Annotated in this window: 21 protein-coding genes; 8 read left to right on the top strand and 13 right to left on the bottom strand. The window is 39.3% G+C overall.

Annotated elements, in window-relative coordinates; all coding sequences use genetic code 11:
- Nucleotides 1-15: 15 nt before the first annotated feature.
- The 7 genes from nrdE to GPA07_RS11160 all read right to left on the bottom strand — a co-directional run bounded on the left by nrdE (nucleotide 16) and on the right by GPA07_RS11160 (nucleotide 5,186).
- On the bottom strand, nucleotides 16-2,118 hold the full coding sequence (gene nrdE, locus GPA07_RS11130; RefSeq protein ID WP_157292540.1) for a class 1b ribonucleoside-diphosphate reductase subunit alpha: 2,103 nt from the start codon (nucleotides 2,116-2,118) through the stop codon (nucleotides 16-18).
- On the bottom strand, nucleotides 2,078-2,470 hold the full coding sequence (gene nrdI / locus GPA07_RS11135; protein WP_008360380.1) for a class Ib ribonucleoside-diphosphate reductase assembly flavoprotein NrdI: 393 nt from the start codon (nucleotides 2,468-2,470) through the stop codon (nucleotides 2,078-2,080). Before nrdI ends, nrdE begins: the two co-directional genes overlap by 41 nt.
- 265 nt (nucleotides 2,471-2,735) lie before the next feature.
- Entirely contained in the window at nucleotides 2,736-2,948 is a 213-nt protein-coding gene (locus tag GPA07_RS11140) for a hypothetical protein (protein ID WP_003212415.1), read from the bottom strand.
- A gap of 79 nt (nucleotides 2,949-3,027) precedes the next feature.
- Nucleotides 3,028-3,351, bottom strand: coding sequence for a YmzC family protein (locus GPA07_RS11145; RefSeq protein WP_157292541.1), 324 nt, complete (start codon nucleotides 3,349-3,351; stop codon nucleotides 3,028-3,030).
- 160 nt (nucleotides 3,352-3,511) lie between these two features.
- Nucleotides 3,512-3,733 carry an RNA chaperone Hfq gene (gene hfq, locus GPA07_RS11150; RefSeq protein WP_003211269.1) on the bottom strand — a complete coding sequence of 74 codons (222 nt, stop codon included), beginning with the start codon at nucleotides 3,731-3,733 and terminating at the stop codon, nucleotides 3,512-3,514.
- Between the two features lie 25 nt (nucleotides 3,734-3,758).
- Nucleotides 3,759-4,715: a tRNA (adenosine(37)-N6)-dimethylallyltransferase MiaA gene (miaA, locus tag GPA07_RS11155; protein WP_071169162.1), complete on the bottom strand. Its 957-nt coding sequence runs from the start codon at nucleotides 4,713-4,715 to the stop codon at nucleotides 3,759-3,761.
- Between the two features lie 69 nt (nucleotides 4,716-4,784).
- Nucleotides 4,785-5,186 carry a YmaF family protein gene (locus GPA07_RS11160; RefSeq protein WP_008360388.1) on the bottom strand — a complete coding sequence of 134 codons (402 nt, stop codon included), beginning with the start codon at nucleotides 5,184-5,186 and terminating at the stop codon, nucleotides 4,785-4,787.
- A gap of 104 nt (nucleotides 5,187-5,290) precedes the next feature.
- Between GPA07_RS11160 and GPA07_RS11165 the strand changes: the two genes are divergently transcribed.
- From GPA07_RS11165 to erbB, 4 genes are all read left to right on the top strand, one after another.
- The gene (locus GPA07_RS11165; protein WP_008360390.1) at nucleotides 5,291-5,530 is read left to right on the top strand and encodes a hypothetical protein; all 240 of its coding nucleotides are present in this window, start codon (nucleotides 5,291-5,293) and stop codon (nucleotides 5,528-5,530) included.
- Between the two features lie 112 nt (nucleotides 5,531-5,642).
- Nucleotides 5,643-6,185, top strand: a complete 543-nt coding sequence (locus GPA07_RS11170) for a TetR/AcrR family transcriptional regulator (RefSeq protein WP_157292542.1) — start codon at nucleotides 5,643-5,645, stop codon at nucleotides 6,183-6,185.
- A gap of 2 nt (nucleotides 6,186-6,187) precedes the next feature.
- The gene (gene erbA / locus GPA07_RS11175; protein WP_071169164.1) at nucleotides 6,188-6,505 is read left to right on the top strand and encodes an SMR family multidrug efflux transporter EbrA; all 318 of its coding nucleotides are present in this window, start codon (nucleotides 6,188-6,190) and stop codon (nucleotides 6,503-6,505) included.
- A 16-nt stretch (nucleotides 6,506-6,521) separates the two neighbouring features.
- Nucleotides 6,522-6,890, top strand: a complete 369-nt coding sequence (erbB, locus tag GPA07_RS11180) for an SMR family multidrug efflux transporter EbrB (protein ID WP_071169252.1) — start codon at nucleotides 6,522-6,524, stop codon at nucleotides 6,888-6,890.
- Nucleotides 6,891-6,936: 46 nt separating this feature from the next.
- Here the strand turns inward: erbB and GPA07_RS11185 are convergent, their stop codons facing one another.
- Both GPA07_RS11185 and GPA07_RS11190 read right to left on the bottom strand, forming a co-directional pair.
- Nucleotides 6,937-7,386, bottom strand: a complete 450-nt coding sequence (locus GPA07_RS11185; protein WP_008360399.1) for an OsmC family protein — start codon at nucleotides 7,384-7,386, stop codon at nucleotides 6,937-6,939.
- Between the two features lie 76 nt (nucleotides 7,387-7,462).
- Complete coding sequence (locus GPA07_RS11190) at nucleotides 7,463-8,197, bottom strand: poly-gamma-glutamate hydrolase family protein (protein WP_157292543.1); 735 nt, start codon at nucleotides 8,195-8,197, stop codon at nucleotides 7,463-7,465.
- A 582-nt stretch (nucleotides 8,198-8,779) separates the two neighbouring features.
- Between GPA07_RS11190 and GPA07_RS11195 the strand changes: the two genes are divergently transcribed.
- Nucleotides 8,780-10,102 carry a S8 family peptidase gene (locus GPA07_RS11195; protein WP_008360404.1) on the top strand — a complete coding sequence of 441 codons (1,323 nt, stop codon included), beginning with the start codon at nucleotides 8,780-8,782 and terminating at the stop codon, nucleotides 10,100-10,102.
- 91 nt (nucleotides 10,103-10,193) lie between these two features.
- Here GPA07_RS11195 and GPA07_RS11200 read toward each other — a convergent pair whose 3' ends face one another.
- The 3 genes from GPA07_RS11200 to GPA07_RS11210 all read right to left on the bottom strand — a co-directional run bounded on the left by GPA07_RS11200 (nucleotide 10,194) and on the right by GPA07_RS11210 (nucleotide 13,043).
- Nucleotides 10,194-11,342 (bottom strand): Rap family tetratricopeptide repeat protein, encoded by a 1,149-nt coding sequence (locus tag GPA07_RS11200; RefSeq protein WP_008360407.1) that lies wholly within the window; start codon nucleotides 11,340-11,342, stop codon nucleotides 10,194-10,196.
- Nucleotides 11,343-11,506: 164 nt separating this feature from the next.
- Nucleotides 11,507-12,256 carry a poly-gamma-glutamate hydrolase family protein gene (locus tag GPA07_RS11205; RefSeq protein WP_008360410.1) on the bottom strand — a complete coding sequence of 250 codons (750 nt, stop codon included), beginning with the start codon at nucleotides 12,254-12,256 and terminating at the stop codon, nucleotides 11,507-11,509.
- A gap of 313 nt (nucleotides 12,257-12,569) precedes the next feature.
- Nucleotides 12,570-13,043 (bottom strand): CarD family transcriptional regulator, encoded by a 474-nt coding sequence (locus GPA07_RS11210; protein WP_008360412.1) that lies wholly within the window; start codon nucleotides 13,041-13,043, stop codon nucleotides 12,570-12,572.
- A 529-nt stretch (nucleotides 13,044-13,572) separates the two neighbouring features.
- Between GPA07_RS11210 and GPA07_RS11215 the strand changes: the two genes are divergently transcribed.
- Complete coding sequence (locus GPA07_RS11215) at nucleotides 13,573-14,037, top strand: hypothetical protein (protein ID WP_232532044.1); 465 nt, start codon at nucleotides 13,573-13,575, stop codon at nucleotides 14,035-14,037.
- 125 nt (nucleotides 14,038-14,162) lie between these two features.
- Nucleotides 14,163-14,702, top strand: a complete 540-nt coding sequence (bslA, locus tag GPA07_RS11220) for a biofilm surface layer hydrophobin BslA (RefSeq protein WP_008360418.1) — start codon at nucleotides 14,163-14,165, stop codon at nucleotides 14,700-14,702.
- A 136-nt stretch (nucleotides 14,703-14,838) separates the two neighbouring features.
- Here the strand turns inward: bslA and GPA07_RS18640 are convergent, their stop codons facing one another.
- A complete protein-coding gene (locus tag GPA07_RS18640; RefSeq protein WP_193352014.1) occupies nucleotides 14,839-15,015 on the bottom strand; it encodes a hypothetical protein in 177 nt (58 codons plus the stop codon).
- 356 nt (nucleotides 15,016-15,371) lie between these two features.
- Between GPA07_RS18640 and GPA07_RS11225 the strand changes: the two genes are divergently transcribed.
- Nucleotides 15,372-15,563 (top strand): hypothetical protein, encoded by a 192-nt coding sequence (locus GPA07_RS11225; RefSeq protein WP_157292544.1) that lies wholly within the window; start codon nucleotides 15,372-15,374, stop codon nucleotides 15,561-15,563.
- Nucleotides 15,564-15,683: the final 120 nt, after the last annotated feature.

The following is a 15,683-nucleotide window of genomic DNA, read 5'->3' on the forward strand; positions in this document are numbered from 1 at the left end:
TAAACTCTCCTTTAATCAAACAACACAAGAAAGACAGCCTTCCTGCCCTGTATCCTTCGTTCTTGCATAATAAAGTGTCTTAATGCCTTTATGGTGTGCATAAAGATCAATGCGGTTTAAATCACGCGTTGTCATCGTATCTTTTAAGAATAATGTAAAGCTGATTCCTTGATCGACGTGCTGCTGGATGGTTGCGATCATGTCTACCACTTTAAACATGTCCATATCGTATGCTTCTTTATAGAAGAACCAGTTTTGCGCTGAAAGACCTGGCATTGGGTAATATGTTTTGCTGTTGCCGTATGTTCTTTCTTCGATACGTTCCATAATTGGCATAACGGATGCTGTTGCCGATTGAACATAAGAAATGGAGCCTGTTGGTGCAATGCATAATCGATAGCTATGATACATGCCATTTTCCGCTACAAATTCTTTGAGTGCTGCCCAATCTTCTTTTGTTGGAATGTGCATGCCTTCAAATAGTGCTGCCGCTTTTTCTGTTTTTGGAGTGAAATCATTTTCCAGGTATTTATTGAAGTACTCACCAGTTGCATAGCCAGAGCCCTCATAACGATGGAATGTTTCTCCTTTTTCTTTTGCAAGCTCACTTGAACGCTTAATGGAGTAATAGTTCACCATCATAAAGAATGTGTTAGCGAAATCTCTTGCTTCTTCACTTTCATAAGCGATTTGGTTTTGAGCTAAATACCCGTGAAGGTTCATCGCACCAAGTCCAATTGATTTCATCGCTTTGTTTGCTTTTCTAACGGCCGGTGCATTGCGGATATCTGTTGTTTCAGACACAAGTGTTAGTGAATCAGTTGCAAGCTTGACCGTTTTTTCAATGGATTTGTTTTTCATCACGTTCATGATATTTAATGAACCAAGGTTACAAGAAATATCAAGTCCGATCTCATCTTCTTGATCATAGTCCGTGTATGAAGAAACTTCTGAAGCCTGAAGTACCTCTGAGCAAAGGTTTGAGAATTTCACACGTGAAATATGGTTCAGTGCGTGCTCTCTATTCACATTATCTTGGAACATGATATATGGATAGCCTGACTCTGAGCGCAACACAGCTAATTTTTCAAGAAGCTTTCTCGGATTCACTTTTTCTTTTTTGACTTTTGGGTTTTCAACAAGCTCGTCATACATTTCTTCCATGTCCATCTCATCAAGATGCTGTCCATATGCTTTATAGACTGTGTGAGGATAGAATGTGTATGCTGTTTTATCTTCTCTAGCAAGCTCGATAAATTTATCTGGGATGACCACACCGATCGAGAGTGTTTTCACACGAACATCTTCGTCGGCAGAGATTTTTTTCGTATCTAAGAAATCATTGATATCTCTGTGGAAAATATTCAGGTAGGCACTTCCTGATCCTTGTCTTTGTCCCATTTGATCTGCATATCTGAATGCATTATCCAAAAGTTTCATGACGCCTACGACACCTTTTGTCGCATTTTCTACATCTTTAATGGCTTCACCTTTCGCACGGAGCTTTGAAAGATTCAAGCTGACGCCGCCGCCTAGTTTAGAAAGCTGCATGGAAATATCAATGGCTCTTGAAATATCGTTTAATGAGTCATTGACTTCAAGCAAGAAACAGCTCACAAGCTCACCGCGTCTTTTACGTCCTGCGTTTAAGAAGGTTGGTGTACTTGGCTGGTACTCTTGATTGATCATCAGCTCTACAAATTCAAGTGCTTTCTCTTTGTCTCCGCCCGCAAAGAAAAGAGCCACAACTGAAATGCGGTCTTCATAGCGTTCAAGGATTTTCTTTTTGTCATTTGTTTTGAGTGCATAGTCATTGTAAAACTTAAACGCACTCATAAATGATGGGAATCTAAATTTTTTGGCATAGGCAGCATCGAATACTTCTTTAATATCTGCCATGCTATATTGTCTTAAAAATTCTTCCTCATAGTAATCGTTTTCTATTAAGTAATTAATTTTCTCTTCTAAATTGTGAAAGAAAACCGTGTTTTGATTAATATAATCTACGAAATAACTATGTACAGCTTCTTTGTCCTTTTCGAACTGAAACTTTCCTTCTTTTTGAATCATAATCTCGTTATTTAATTGTATCCACTTTGGAACCTGATTTTGTGACAATTCTTTCTACCTCCTGTGTAAACAATTCAACATCCCTTTTTGTTCCGCTTAGCTCAAAGGTGTGCAAAATAGGAACTTGATATTGTTTAGAAATCGTATCGGCGCTTTTTGCAAAATTATCTCCCCACACTTTGTTGCCACTCACTGCTACACCTAGTAAAAGGTGAGCATTTTTCTCTAAAAAGGACTGAGTGGTACTAGGGACTTGTCCAAATCCTGTCGTAAAGGTGACGAGAATAAACGGCGTATCCAAAAACTCTTCTCCAGTCAATTTTCGTTTGTCTGTAAAAGGGGTCTTGTCCAAAAAGCGTTGAACATTTCCTGTTTTTGAATCAAATACGATTTGAATCAATTCCATCACGACCTAGTTTTTAGTATTGTTGATCATTTCGCTATTCACTATATATAGTATACTATGTTTTTTTAAAACACAATATATAGTTGTTCGAAACGAAAAAAATCAACCAACCCGGCCGAACATTCATAGCCGAACTCGTACGTTCAAATAAATAGAGCAGAGCAGGATATAAAAATAGACTGCCCTACTCCCTATTCAACTGAAACCGAAATCTATCATAACACGAAAAAAAATCGCTTAGTAGACTAGACTTTTTGTTTTATTTTTTGTAGGCATCGCACTGTAAATCTTCTGACACTTCTGTTATTTCCACTTCAACACCTAATTCTTTTAGCACAGCTTCAAGCGCAGAGACGATTGAAGCCTCTCTTACTAATTCTTTCCCATTTACAGACACGCTTGTTCCATATTCGAAACAGGAGTCATCTTCACAAGTTTGTTCCCAATGATTAATTTTAATTTTGTGTGTCATGAACTCATCCTTTTCTGTCTAGATGTCTGATGCATGATTATAGTGTAGCGACTTCACATTCATTTGTAAATTTACGTGCTTAGTCTTCAAGGACATCATCATATTCTTCATCCCATTCATCTATGTATGTCGTCGTAATGAGGGTCAGCTCCCCTGCTTTTTCATCAAACCGGTACACATGTACTTCATCGTTTTTCACAACAGCAAAGTGATTATTTTTTAGTGCAACAGATGATTGTAAAAGGCCGTCTACATGATCTTCATCATCTTGATCAGAATAGTCGTGCCAACTTTCTTGTCTCGTTTCGATGTTTGAGATGGCGCACGATCCAAATAAGACAACGATCCCAATTAAAAGAAGAATCACTCTAATCCTTCTTAATTCAAGCTCTGCATTTTCCATATAAATCCCCTCATCCCTTTTAAATGTCCAATAAGGAATTATACGCAAAATGGGCAGAAAAGTTTCATGGCATGCAAAATAGCCCCTCTGCACTGACAAAAAACGTAGCGGGTTCCGGCCGGTTTATTCGCAGCTGCATGGGGCTATTGACAAAATGATTCTATTCTAATTCTAGATTCACATTTTTTTGAGGTGCAAATGTAGAAATGGCGTGTTTATAAATAAGCTGCTGCTTTCCTTCTGTCTCAAGCAGCACGGTGAAGTTGTCAAATCCTTTTACTTGACCGCGAAGCTGAAAGCCATTCAGTAAAAATACAGTGACAAATGTATTGTCTTTGCGGATCTGATTCAAAAATTGGTCCTGAATATTAATCGGTTTCATGTTTCGTCCTCCTTGATTCTGATAACTACAGTTTCGCTTTAAGTCCGAGCTTTCCTGCTATATATGCGAAAATTTCCTCTTTTTTGTCTAAAAAGTGGCAAGGTGGTGTCATATCAAACCAAGTGACATCCATTTTATTACGGAACCACGTGAACTGACGCTTCGCATATCTACGGGAATTTTGCTTTAATTGCTCGATGGCTTCATCCAGTGAGCAGTCGCCTTGGAAATAGGCGTACAATTCTTTATAGCCAATCGCTTGGACAGACTGACAGTCCTTCAAACCAGATTGATATAGTGCTCTCACTTCTTCTATTAAGCCTTCATCTAACATCATATCAATTCTTTGATGAATGCGCTCGTACAAAAGCTCTCGGTCCATCTTCAGCCCAATGAAGGCTGTGTTATAAAGAGGAACCTCTTGATGCCCATTTTGCATCTCGGACATTTTCTGGCCTGTTGTATGTATGACCTCAAGTGCCCGGATCACGCGGCGGACGTTATTCGGGTGGATCGCTTTTGCAGCTTCAGGATCTACTGCCTTTAGCTTTTCATGCAGCTGAATCGGTCCATGCTGCTTTTCAAAGAGCGTCATTTCGTCTCTAAAAGCAGGGTCACTTTTCTCATCGGTAAACGTGTAATCATATAGAACAGATTGAATATACAGACCTGTTCCACCAACAATCATTGGCGTTTTCCCTCTAGCAGCAATCTCTTTGATTTTCAAACGGACAAGCTGCTGAAATTCAGCAGTTGAAAACGATTCGTCCGGCTGTTTAATATCAATTAAATGGTGCGGAACGCCATCCATTTCTTCCGGGGTGATTTTGGCTGTTCCAATATCCATTCCTTTATAAATCTGCATGGAATCTCCGCTGATAATTTCTCCATTAAATGCTTTAGCTATATCAATGCTCATCTTTGTTTTTCCGACAGCTGTCGGACCTACTAGAACAATCACTGGTTGTTTTGCTTTTTTCATAACATCACTCTCTTTTACAAACTGCCTACAGTATAGCATAACTTCTCTGTCTCTCCTATATACTAACCATCACCAGCCAAGTGGTTCATTTCCGACCACTTCATATGTCTTTCCTTTTAAGCGGTGCTTATGCGTTGGCCTTTCCTGCTCTGGGCTGTAAACGACTCCTCCGTAAGGGATGGGGACAGATTCGTTGTAGGCTGCAAACGTGACTTCTTGAATCTCATGATAATGCGTCCCATCTACTCTTGGAATAGCAGGCCCTGTGATGCCGTAGTATCTGTGGAAATGCCCCCTTTCAAAAGATGTGATCCCGCGGTAATAATGAGTATGCTGATCGGTACTGCTTCCATTCACAGGTTGAGAAATCCCTTCTATTAAATGATAATGCTGTTCTGTTACTTCCGTACGTGCTTTATAGGCATGAGCATGAGGCGGGCATTTTGCCCAATCAGATGGATACAGGCCCATTTTCGACATTCCTCCTTATAATAGGCATTCCCCCAAACACTTGTGGGCCATTCGAATACACTGATGTCAGTTACAGTGATTTTATGTGAAAGGAGCCTTTTTTTATGAATTATTTTGAAACACCGTTTATTCAAGAAGATATGAGAAGACCTTTTGGATTTGGGCGCCCTGGTTTTGGATTCGGAAGACCTGGTTTTGGCTATGGGAGACCTGGATTTTTTGGGCCTCCATTTTTAGGTGGTTTTGCTGGAGGACTTCTTGCTGGATCGCTTCTTGCTCCGGGCTATGGCTATGGTTATCCTTATCCACCATACCCGCCATATGGACCATACCCGTATTATTAAATGTGACTTTTTAGTGAAAACATCCTCTATTGAAATGAATCGATTGACACAATTGCTTTTTATGGGTTAACATTTACTTTACCGACTGTTCAGTAAAGTAGGTGTTTTTTTTATGTCTAAAACCAAAAAAGAACAAATTTTTGAGGCTGCTGCTCACACCATTTTAAAAGAAGGATTAAGTCAGCTCACCCTTCAGCAGGTGGCAGAATATGCAAATATGACCAAAGCCGGGCTGCTGTATCATTTTTCAAGCAAGGAAGAGCTTATCCAACAAATGAATGAGCATGCGATTGCCCGTTTTCGTCAGCAGCTCGAGACGTATCAGGAAACATTCAAAAACGAAAAAGCGCCTTATGTACGTGCATATATTTTGGCCACATTACATGATCTTGATATGCAGAACACCACCCAGCTTTGTACAAGCATGCTGGCCACCATGTCATTTGATGAAGCGTTATTGAATCCTTGGCGCGATTTTTATGCAGAATTCAAAGAAAAAGCAGCAGAGGAAATAAACGATCCTGCAATTAGCCAGCTGATCCGCCTAGCATGTGATGGGATATGGTTTTCAGAAATGTTTCAGCTTGAACCATTGACGAGAGAGGAAAAAAACCTTTTACTTCATCGAATTTTACACATTTTACAGGAGGGATGATGATGATCCTCGGCTATCTCTTTTTGGCTGTTGCCATTTTTTCAGAAGCGATCGGGGCAGCAATGCTGAAGCTTTCCAATGGCTTCACACGCTTGAAACCTAGCGCTGTTGTTGTCGCGGGTTATACACTTGCCTTTTATATGCTGTCACTCACGCTTAACATGATTCCACTTAGCATGTCTTACGCTACATGGTCTGGGGTAGGTACCGTCCTCACGGCTTTTTTTGGCGTGCTCTTTTTCAAAGAAACCTTGAACCGTAAAGCAGTCATTGGAATGGCCATGCTTGTATCAGGGGTTGTTCTATTAAATATGTCTTAAAGGATGTGAGGAGATGATGAAAGGAATTCTCTATTTAACAGGAGCCATTTTGACGGAGGTTTTTGGCAGTACGATGCTGAAGCTTTCGCAAGGCTTTACACAGGTGCTACCAAGTATTGGCGTGCTGATCGGATTTGGATGCGCCTTTACGTTCCTTAGTTTGGCACTGAGAACAATTGAGCTGTCATCCGCATATGCCACTTGGTCTGGCGTCGGGACAGCCCTTACCGCTCTCGTGGGTCTCGTTCTCTTTAACGAAACCATTCATACAAAAGGCTTCATCGGTCTTGCACTTGTGATATGCGGCGTGATTGTCTTAAATCAGTCCAAAAAACAAAAGAAAGAAATCAAAGAACCAATGGATCAATCCGAATGGACAGCATAAAAAAAGTCATTTTCTCCATCTAAAAAGAGAAAATGACTTTTTTATCTTACTGGGCGGTTTTGATGGTTTCTTCTAAGGAAATATCGACATTCCCTTGAACAGCTCTAGAGATCATACATGAGCTTTCCGCTTTATGTGCAAGCCTGCGAGCCAATGCAATGTCTTGTGCTGTGGCGGACTCTTTGAGGATAATGACTGGCCGGTGAATGATTTTTTCATATGTAAATATACCGTTTGTCACATCTACAACAGCCTCAGAGCTCATGGATAAATCCTCTTTCTCTAATTGACTTCGTTCCATCATGGCTGCAAGTGTGATGATATAACAGGTGGCCGCTGCACCTAGAAGCATCTCATCTGGATTTGTTCCAATGCCTGGGCCGTCCATTTCTTTTGGAATTGAAATTTTTGTTTTTAATTGTTCACATTCGATTGTACCCACATCGTTCCGCAGACCAGGCCAGCTTGCCTGAAGGTGAAAATAATGACGCACCATATCCGTCTCTCCTTTTGTTATCACTTTTTATAGTGTAACAAGAATTCGCCCTGCTGTCTTAATATGTGCATACTTCTTACGTGTATTCTTCATCCAGCACCGTGCGAATCGCTCTGACATACCGGTAGAACGTCTCATTTTTTGTACTTGACCGCCGCCGAAAATCGAAACTGTCAAATAAAGCTTCACGTTGACTTCTACTAATCTCAAGCTGAACACTTTGCCCTGTTTTTGTAAGATTATTAATATTATGATTGCTCGTTCCACTTAGGCTTGCGTGTGCAACAGCAAGTTCAGCAGAAAATCCATTCCGCTCTAATGAGTTCACAATTTTCTCTGCACGGTCGTAGTCTGTCCCGCCAACAAGGGTGTGGTCAATTCCTTCCTCACCTTTATAGCCGTGCACAGCTAATACATAATCATGTGCTTTTGCCTGTGCAACTCCGATTGGTTCATCAAAGTTTGTACTTGTAATATGAAGTTCTGATGCATTTTCTCTAAAACCTTCAAATAAGTACGTAGAAAATTCGTTATCAAAAAAATGGACGATCTCACTAACGCCGCCTTCAATTCTCCCGCCATGAGGCGACATCACAAGCAGCCGGCTGCCAGTCACTGGATTGGAAGTAATTTGATAATTATTGATTGATTCGTTCTCTTCCAGCTCTTTAAAATTGCGATAAATATCAGTTGAACCGCTTTCGTCTTCCCCACCTGATGACACTGGCTCATCATGTTCCTGTGATTGCATGGTATAATAGACGCCCCATCCAATCACAAGCAGGAGAAGCAAAGCAAAAAACTTCTTCATTTCCGTTCTCCTTTAACAGATTTCTAAGCCGTTTCTATGATTAAAATTGAATCATCATTTCTTTTCATTTTTTCCACATTCTTTCTTCAAATCTGATCATAACACTCTAGATCAAGAGATTCCTCAAAAATAAGATAATTGCATTTATATACACAGAAACGCCTCTCTTGTTTGAAAACAGAGTTAGAATAGTATGACAAACAAATGAAGTTATGTTTAATATGACCTAGTCCTACCCAGTCTGTTTTCTTTAATTCCGCTTTTTTTTATGCGGATTCGATTTTTTTCATTTGTCTCGAATCATATTTGTATGAGCATTGACCCTGTCTAGAACCCCCTTTTTTCTGCAAAATCCATTGTTTTACTGGTTCTCTAAGAAGAACTCTCCCACCTATCATCGGCAGATTCTACATATTTTCCACCTTTTTCTATTATTTTACAAAATGTAAGCGCTTTTCTTTTTAGGGAGATGAGCAAGCCGCCAATTTGAAGAAAAGAAGGGACAAGAATCCGAACGAAGATGCTTTCATTCTCATAATGTAAGAGTGTACGAGAATGGATAGCTAGAATGGAGGGCATCACATGTTTGGATTTTCCATGGTGCAAATGGTCAGAACACATGCTAGTAAGCTGGATCAGCCTTTAAGAGAGACCGTCCTTCACCTCTATAAACCTTTTAAATGGACGCCTTGTTTTCTTCATCGTTTTTTTGAAGGAAGGTTAAAAAAGAGAAAGAAGCTTCGGGTCATCATTGAGTTTAAGGAAGATGCAGTCGAAGCAGGTCTTCAGAGCACAAAACGGTTAATGAAAAAAAGGAGAAAAACAAACATAAAAAAACACTTTTCCCACATCAATTGCTGCGCAGCTGATCTCACCCCTGCTGCTTTAGAGGAACTGCTAACCAATGGCGAGCACATTCGCAAAATTTATTTAGATCGGCAAGTTCATGCACTGCTGGATGTGGCCACACAAGCAAGTCATGCTGAACAAGTCATTCGAAATGGCACAACATTAACCGGTGAAGGCATCACAGTCGCTGTCATTGACACGGGGATTTATCCCCATGAAGATTTAGATGGAAGAATTCGCGATTTTGTGGATTTAGTCAAACAAAAAAAGAAACCGTATGACGATAACGGACACGGAACTCACTGCGCTGGGGATGTAGCTGGAGATGGAGCCGCCTCAGACGGCTTATACAAAGGACCTGCTCCAAAAGCAAATGTCATTGGCGTAAAGGTATTAAATAAACAAGGTGCTGGATCACTTTCTACTATTATAGAAGGCGTTGAGTGGTGCATTCAGTTTAATGAAGACCATCCTGATGACCCGATTCACATTATCAGCATGTCCCTTGGCGGCGATGCACAGCGTTATGATGACGAGCAAGATGATCCGATGGTGCGCGCTGTCAATGCAGCTTGGGATCAAGGCATTGTTGTATGTGTTGCTGCCGGTAACTCTGGCCCTAACAGCCAAACGATTGCAAGCCCTGCCGTTAGCCAGAAGGTCATAACGGTCGGAGCCTATGATGATCGAAATACACCAGAATCAAGTGACGATGTCGTGGCACCATTTTCGAGCAGAGGTCCAACGGTCTATGGTGAAGTAAAGCCCGATATCCTTGCACCAGGAGTCAATATCGTTTCTCTTAGATCACCAAGATCCTTCCTAGATAAACTAGATAAATCAAACAGAGTCGATCATGATTATACGACGTTATCTGGCACATCGATGGCCACACCGATTTGCGCCGGTATTTGCGCTCTCTTACTTGAGCATTCTCCAGATTTAACGCCTGATGAAGTCAAAGCCCTATTAAAAGAAAATACAGGCAAGTGGTCTGAAGATGACCCGCTGATTTACGGAGCAGGCGCCATTGACGCAGAAAAAGCAATTAAATAAGCAATAAAAAAGCCCTTTACGTTTTTCGTAAAGGGTGTTGTTTGTGTGTTTTTATGTGTGAAGTCTTTCTTCTACTTGAGCAGCTGACATGTTATGCTTCGTTCTCATACATCTCATCTCCTTTTTGAATGTGCGTACGCGCTTCAATCACCATTTCAAAAAAAGTGGAAGATTCCTTGTACATGTCGCGTTCCTTATAATAATTAGCCGCATCAAGTGCTAATTCCTCTAAATCAGCAAACATTTTTTTGCTTCTTAGACCAAACAGGGCGGATCTCAATTGATCACAGCTGTCTTTTTCAATATAAAGTGCCTGCAAAAATTGGAATTTTAATTGATAAATCTCATCTCCCAATAAAGAGGCCTGATGCGTCCCCTCCATAATAGCCTCACTCGCTCGCTTCATATCTCCAAGTTTGAAATAAGTAAGAGCAAGTGAAAACAATGATTTGATCATCGTTGCTACTTGATCTTTTTGATAAAGTGAAATGGCTTGTTCAAAGAAGACAGTCGCTGTATGGTATGTTCCCATGCTATAATGACAAGTCCCTAAGTTATTGAGGGCCATCGCCTTAAAATAAGATGTGCATTCTTGCCTTTCCATCGCTTCACAGACTTTTAACGCTTTTTCTAAATAAGGTAACGCTTTTTGGTGCTGATTCACATCTATCCAATTACCTGCCATGACAAAATCACATTGAATGCTTCTTTTCCCATAAAGCTGATGTTTCTTATAGATGTCTCTCGCCTTTTTAGCATAGTGCATAGAAAAATAGGTTTGTTTCATATGATAGTATACTTCAGCAATTTTATAGTAAAATTCCGCTTTTTCGATCTCATCTGTCACCAAAATCAGTTGATGTTCCGCATGCTTGTAATAGGAAATGGCCTCGATATATCGTTGCTGGATAAATGCATACATTCCATGGAAAAAATGAAAGTAATAGCCCAGTAAGCCTGTCATCTCATCTTCTGCCTCTTCAATTCCTTTAGGAAAGGAAACAACTTGAAGCGTTTCACTGCCTGCATGGACTGGCGTTAAGTGCTGAAGCATCATTTGATGGCGAAAATCCATAAGAGAATAATAGAGTAATAAATCTTGATCCTCTTCCATATCATGAATTTCTTCTTCAACAAGGCGCTTCATATCGTTTGCCTGTTCGACTTCAAATTTGCAAATATGCGTATACCATTGGTTGATCTTTACACCTACTTCGGAAGATGGTATTTTGTGTGCCATCCACTTCAGCCCCATTCTATCATATCAAACTGATAACTATTATTTTACATAATTTATGATTTTAAGGCAAATTGTCATTTATTGCATATTTTATGCTGAAATTGCATATTTCTATCTTTTTTACCAAGTTTAAATGGAGCACTTTTGCCCATCAAAACCTTTTTCTACGAAGAAAGATCGAATTCTCTAAGGACTTCTTTTAAACCACTTATATAGCGTCTAAATGCTTTTTTCTTTCCTTTTCTCGTATCAAAATTGTCAAAAAAAGCTTCTCTCTGCGCCGTACTAATTTCTAGCTGAACACTTTCACCACTCGCATTTTGGTTATTGATGTTTTTGGGGTTTGTACCAGAGAGCCGCTTTCCTTCTTGCACGATCTCTGCAGAAAAGCCTCGATTTTTTAATTCTCGCACAACAGCTCTTTTCATTTTTTCATTGGTCCCGCCAACAAGCGTATGTCTCCTATCACTTTTATAGCCATGGATCGAAATAGAAAAGGGATACGTTTTAATCATTTGAACCAAAATGGGTTCGTCAAACTTTGTACTGGTAATATGCAAATCACGATTGTTTTCTTGTTTTGTCCCTTCAAACAAATACGTAGAGTACTTCCCTTGAAATGCTTCTACGATTTCACTTGTTCCTGGTTCAATTTCTCCGCCGTGAGGAGAAAATACGAGTAAATCACTCCCGCCTCTTTCGTGAAACTCTATCTCATAGCCGTCTCTTTCATGCTGTATGAGCTGTTGAAAACTTTCATATGGATCACCTTTTTTTCGTTCTATCTTATACTTTTCTACTTCAGCATGATGTTGTTTTTGCTCTTTTTTTTCTTGAATGGAATGGCTGCATTTCACCATTAAAAGAGCACACAGGATCAGAAAGATGAATCCACATATCAATAGTCTTTTCATTTCACCGCTCCTTTTTATTCTCTTAGATGCCATCTTATCGCATTATTTTACTATCAATGGCTAAAAGAATTCAAAGAATGTCCGGCTCGTTTTCACGAATCAGGAGAACTTACCTGTTTTTTGATGTGGTCTAGGTACTTTCGGCTTCTTTGAAACGTTCCTTATACAAGGAAAAACTAAACCCAATGACCTTATTTTAATTTTAGTCAAAAACACCTAAAAAATTGGTAATTTTCATCTTTTTTCAAATAAAAAAGCTGCAAACAAAAGGAATATGCCCTTCTGTTTACAGCCAATCTCTGTATATCCAGCATTAAATTCTTAATTCATTCTCTAAAGCTGTCATCACTTCATCTTGCGACATTCCTTGTGCAAGTGAAATTTCACTTATTAACATCCCACGTGCATCTTCAAGCATCTTCTTTTCACTAGAATTTAAGGCTTTTTTCTGATGTCGTCTCATTAGATCTTTGACAACATCTGCACCATCTTCAATGGCACCTGTTTTTAGCTTTTTCAGATTTTCATCATATCTTTGCTTCCAAGTAAGCGTGTCGTCGTTTGTTTCTTCTGCAAAATTGTTCATCACAACTTTCAGCGTTGCTTGATCAGCTACCGGACGTATACCTAATTGATTGATTCTGCCTTTTGGGATCATCATCTGCATATTTGGCATTTGAATCAGAAAATATTCCTCCGTCTTACCTAAAATTTCTTTTTCTTCCATTCCTTCAATCACACCGGCTCCATGCATAGGATAAACAATTTTATCACCTATTTGAAACAAATCCGCCACCTCCGAAAGTATTCACATTTTTATTATAACACATTTCATCAGAGGATAAAAATTTATATTTTATCATGTTATTTTAGCACTAGTCAATTCTTTTTGTTTGAGTTTTTAAAGAATTAGCCTTTTTTTACAAAAGGAGCGCCACCATCCAGTCCTCATACATCTTCGTTGCATATACTAGCATTGAGTCACATTTAGGAGGGATGACAATGTGCAAATACAAGAGCAAACATTCCCACTCAAACTGCTACAAAAATCATAAAGATCATCACCATGTTGATCCATGTAAAGAAAAGAAGTCTTGTCATAAAAAAGATGAATGGTTTGAGAAAGATTTTTGGGATACTTCTAGAAGCTACGATCCCTATTATTATCCTAAAAGTGTCTGCAGCAGCTGTAAGAAGCGTCGCAAAAAAAGACATAGTTCCTCATTTTAGTGTTTGACGCTACACCTGCTTTTTGTTTTCCCGGCTGAAAAGCCGGTTTTTTTACTTAATCATCTTTCTTTCAGGTGGATAGGCTCATGAAACGGTTGATGCTCATAAGATATGGCAACCTGAAAAAAAGGATGAGATACAAAATGAACTATATGAATAACCAGACGAATCATGAGCATCAAGGAAATCCCTATCATACGTTTGAGAATGTATATACAGCCAATCATGAGCATGTAATCGCACCAAACATGCATGGTCCCACGAATATGCCAAACCATTATCATACCGGTAAAAAAGATGCTTATAGTGGACATTATCCGCATCATCATTCAAATTCAGCGTATTCCCCGTTTTCGAAGCCATATGAATCATACTCAAATGTTCAGATGAACAATCATCATCATGCAGGTCACTATGGTGGTTATGGTATGAATCCATATCAGCCATACGGATATCATGATATGAATATGATGATGCCGCAACAGCATCATATGGCAGGGCACACTTACGGAATGAACCAGCCAAATGCATTTCTTCCCCGCTATTACTAAAAAACAGACAAAATAAGGGTAAAACATCCCATTTAATACCATATAGTAATATGGTAACATTATAGGTAAATAATGGATGAAATCATCTATTATTTACCTATAATCAACCAAGGGGGAAGAAAGAAATGAAAAAAATATGGACAATTCTTATGCTGGGGATGCTTACACTAGTCATGGCGCTCTCAGTACCGCTTGCCGCATCCGCTGAAGGAGCTAAAACAGAGGAAGGTCAAGCTTCGACCAATGCAAGACCAGCTGCACTTTATGCAAAAATAACAGGAGCAAGTAAGCAGGAATGGTCTTTTTCTGACATCGAGCTGACTTACCGCCCAAATTCTGTCCTCAGTATCGGGGCAGTTGAATTCACATTACCTGCAGGCTTTCAAGCCACAACAAAAGATATCATCAATGGAAAAGCATTAAAGGACAGCTACATTTTGAACAATGGGAAAACGGTCCGTATTCCGGCTAGAATTGATTTGTTTGGAAGTGCACAATATACATTACAACTTTCACATAAAGTACTACCTGCTGCAGGTACATATACGTTCCGCGCAGAAAATCGTGCGATCAGCATTGGTTCCACATTTTATGCAGAAGATACGATTGACATTAATAAACGACCAGTTGTCGTCACACCGCCAAATCCTTGCGGATGTAATTAAAAAAGCTCTCTATGAGCGCTTCATGACAGTAAGCATAAAAATAACAAACTGGATTAAACAGATTCAGCAGGAAAAGTTTATATGTGCGAAACTGGTTGGAAAAAACGCCACAGTCTAATACAGACTACGGCGTTTTTTATTGCTGTTTTTGCTCATTTAGTTTTTTGAAAATCACAAATTGATATACTCCAAATAGAACTGTTAGGATGATAATTGCAGTAAATATTTGATCGACTGGAAGCAATAAATATACGACAATAATAGATAAAAGCAAAACAACATAACCTATATTGAACGCTTTTTTGAATGTCATCACATTGCCTCCTTTTTACAATCATATCACGTTACACCCAACTAAATAACCAATTTTACCCTTTTAAAAAACCTTATCTATTTAAGGACAGGGGGTTGACCGCATCCGCTCCCTTTGTAAGAAGGCGTTTTAATTTCTAAAATGCCTGCGGGCAAGCCCATATTAACACTATATTAATGAAGAAAGTAGGAAACATACCTCATATGAAAATAAACAAAACATCAAAATTCTTGGGTGACGTCAATGCTGTTCAAAAAGGCACTATAGGAAAGCGTATCATGCGACGTGCTGCGGGTAAAGCATCCGGCAAGCTATTGAAAAAGATATTCAAATAAGCTAGTCCGAGGTGGTGTTTCATGACTGATCTAGAAAGGAAAATTTGTCGTATCATTTATAATATGAGCCGTTTTCACAAGAACCCAACAATGGATGACCTTAAAAGAAAAACAGGCAGGGATGAGCCAGCGATCCGTAAGGCAGTTCAAAATCTTATGTCAAGAAATGAATTGACATGGGATAAAGAAAAGAAGGAATGGTGGTTCAAATAAAAAAGAAGCCCCCGAAAAGGGCTTTTTCTTTTATTAATGGAGTCTACTTTTCCTAATGCTTAACCAAAGTATCCGTCTTCTGCGGTTTGAAAATCATTCGAGGAATTTATATGTACTGCG

The organism is Bacillus sp. ms-22, from assembly GCF_009759805.1.
Classification (GTDB): Bacteria; Bacillota; Bacilli; order Bacillales; family Bacillaceae; genus Bacillus; species Bacillus xiamenensis.

What these genes read in the sequence shown, in the direction of transcription:
- GPA07_RS11140 (WP_003212415.1), bottom strand. Translation starts at nt 2,948, where the DNA reads ATGACACACAAAATTAAAATTAATCATTGGGAACAAACTTGTGAAGAT.
- GPA07_RS11145 (WP_157292541.1), bottom strand. Translation starts at nt 3,351, where the DNA reads ATGGAAAATGCAGAGCTTGAATTAAGAAGGATTAGAGTGATTCTTCTT.
- hfq (WP_003211269.1), bottom strand. Translation starts at nt 3,733, where the DNA reads ATGAAACCGATTAATATTCAGGACCAATTTTTGAATCAGATCCGCAAA.
- miaA (WP_071169162.1), bottom strand. Translation starts at nt 4,715, where the DNA reads ATGAAAAAAGCAAAACAACCAGTGATTGTTCTAGTAGGTCCGACAGCT.
- GPA07_RS11160 (WP_008360388.1), bottom strand. Translation starts at nt 5,186, where the DNA reads ATGGGCCTGTATCCATCTGATTGGGCAAAATGCCCGCCTCATGCTCAT.
- GPA07_RS11165 (WP_008360390.1), top strand. Translation starts at nt 5,291, where the DNA reads ATGAATTATTTTGAAACACCGTTTATTCAAGAAGATATGAGAAGACCT.
- GPA07_RS11170 (WP_157292542.1), top strand. Translation starts at nt 5,643, where the DNA reads ATGTCTAAAACCAAAAAAGAACAAATTTTTGAGGCTGCTGCTCACACC.
- erbA (WP_071169164.1), top strand. Translation starts at nt 6,188, where the DNA reads ATGATCCTCGGCTATCTCTTTTTGGCTGTTGCCATTTTTTCAGAAGCG.
- erbB (WP_071169252.1), top strand. Translation starts at nt 6,522, where the DNA reads ATGAAAGGAATTCTCTATTTAACAGGAGCCATTTTGACGGAGGTTTTT.
- GPA07_RS11185 (WP_008360399.1), bottom strand. Translation starts at nt 7,386, where the DNA reads ATGGTGCGTCATTATTTTCACCTTCAGGCAAGCTGGCCTGGTCTGCGG.
- GPA07_RS11190 (WP_157292543.1), bottom strand. Translation starts at nt 8,197, where the DNA reads ATGAAGAAGTTTTTTGCTTTGCTTCTCCTGCTTGTGATTGGATGGGGC.
- GPA07_RS11195 (WP_008360404.1), top strand. Translation starts at nt 8,780, where the DNA reads ATGTTTGGATTTTCCATGGTGCAAATGGTCAGAACACATGCTAGTAAG.
- GPA07_RS11200 (WP_008360407.1), bottom strand. Translation starts at nt 11,342, where the DNA reads ATGGCACACAAAATACCATCTTCCGAAGTAGGTGTAAAGATCAACCAA.
- GPA07_RS11205 (WP_008360410.1), bottom strand. Translation starts at nt 12,256, where the DNA reads ATGAAAAGACTATTGATATGTGGATTCATCTTTCTGATCCTGTGTGCT.
- GPA07_RS11215 (WP_232532044.1), top strand. Translation starts at nt 13,573, where the DNA reads ATGAAACGGTTGATGCTCATAAGATATGGCAACCTGAAAAAAAGGATG.
- bslA (WP_008360418.1), top strand. Translation starts at nt 14,163, where the DNA reads ATGAAAAAAATATGGACAATTCTTATGCTGGGGATGCTTACACTAGTC.
- GPA07_RS18640 (WP_193352014.1), bottom strand. Translation starts at nt 15,015, where the DNA reads ATGACATTCAAAAAAGCGTTCAATATAGGTTATGTTGTTTTGCTTTTA.
- GPA07_RS11225 (WP_157292544.1), top strand. Translation starts at nt 15,372, where the DNA reads ATGACTGATCTAGAAAGGAAAATTTGTCGTATCATTTATAATATGAGC.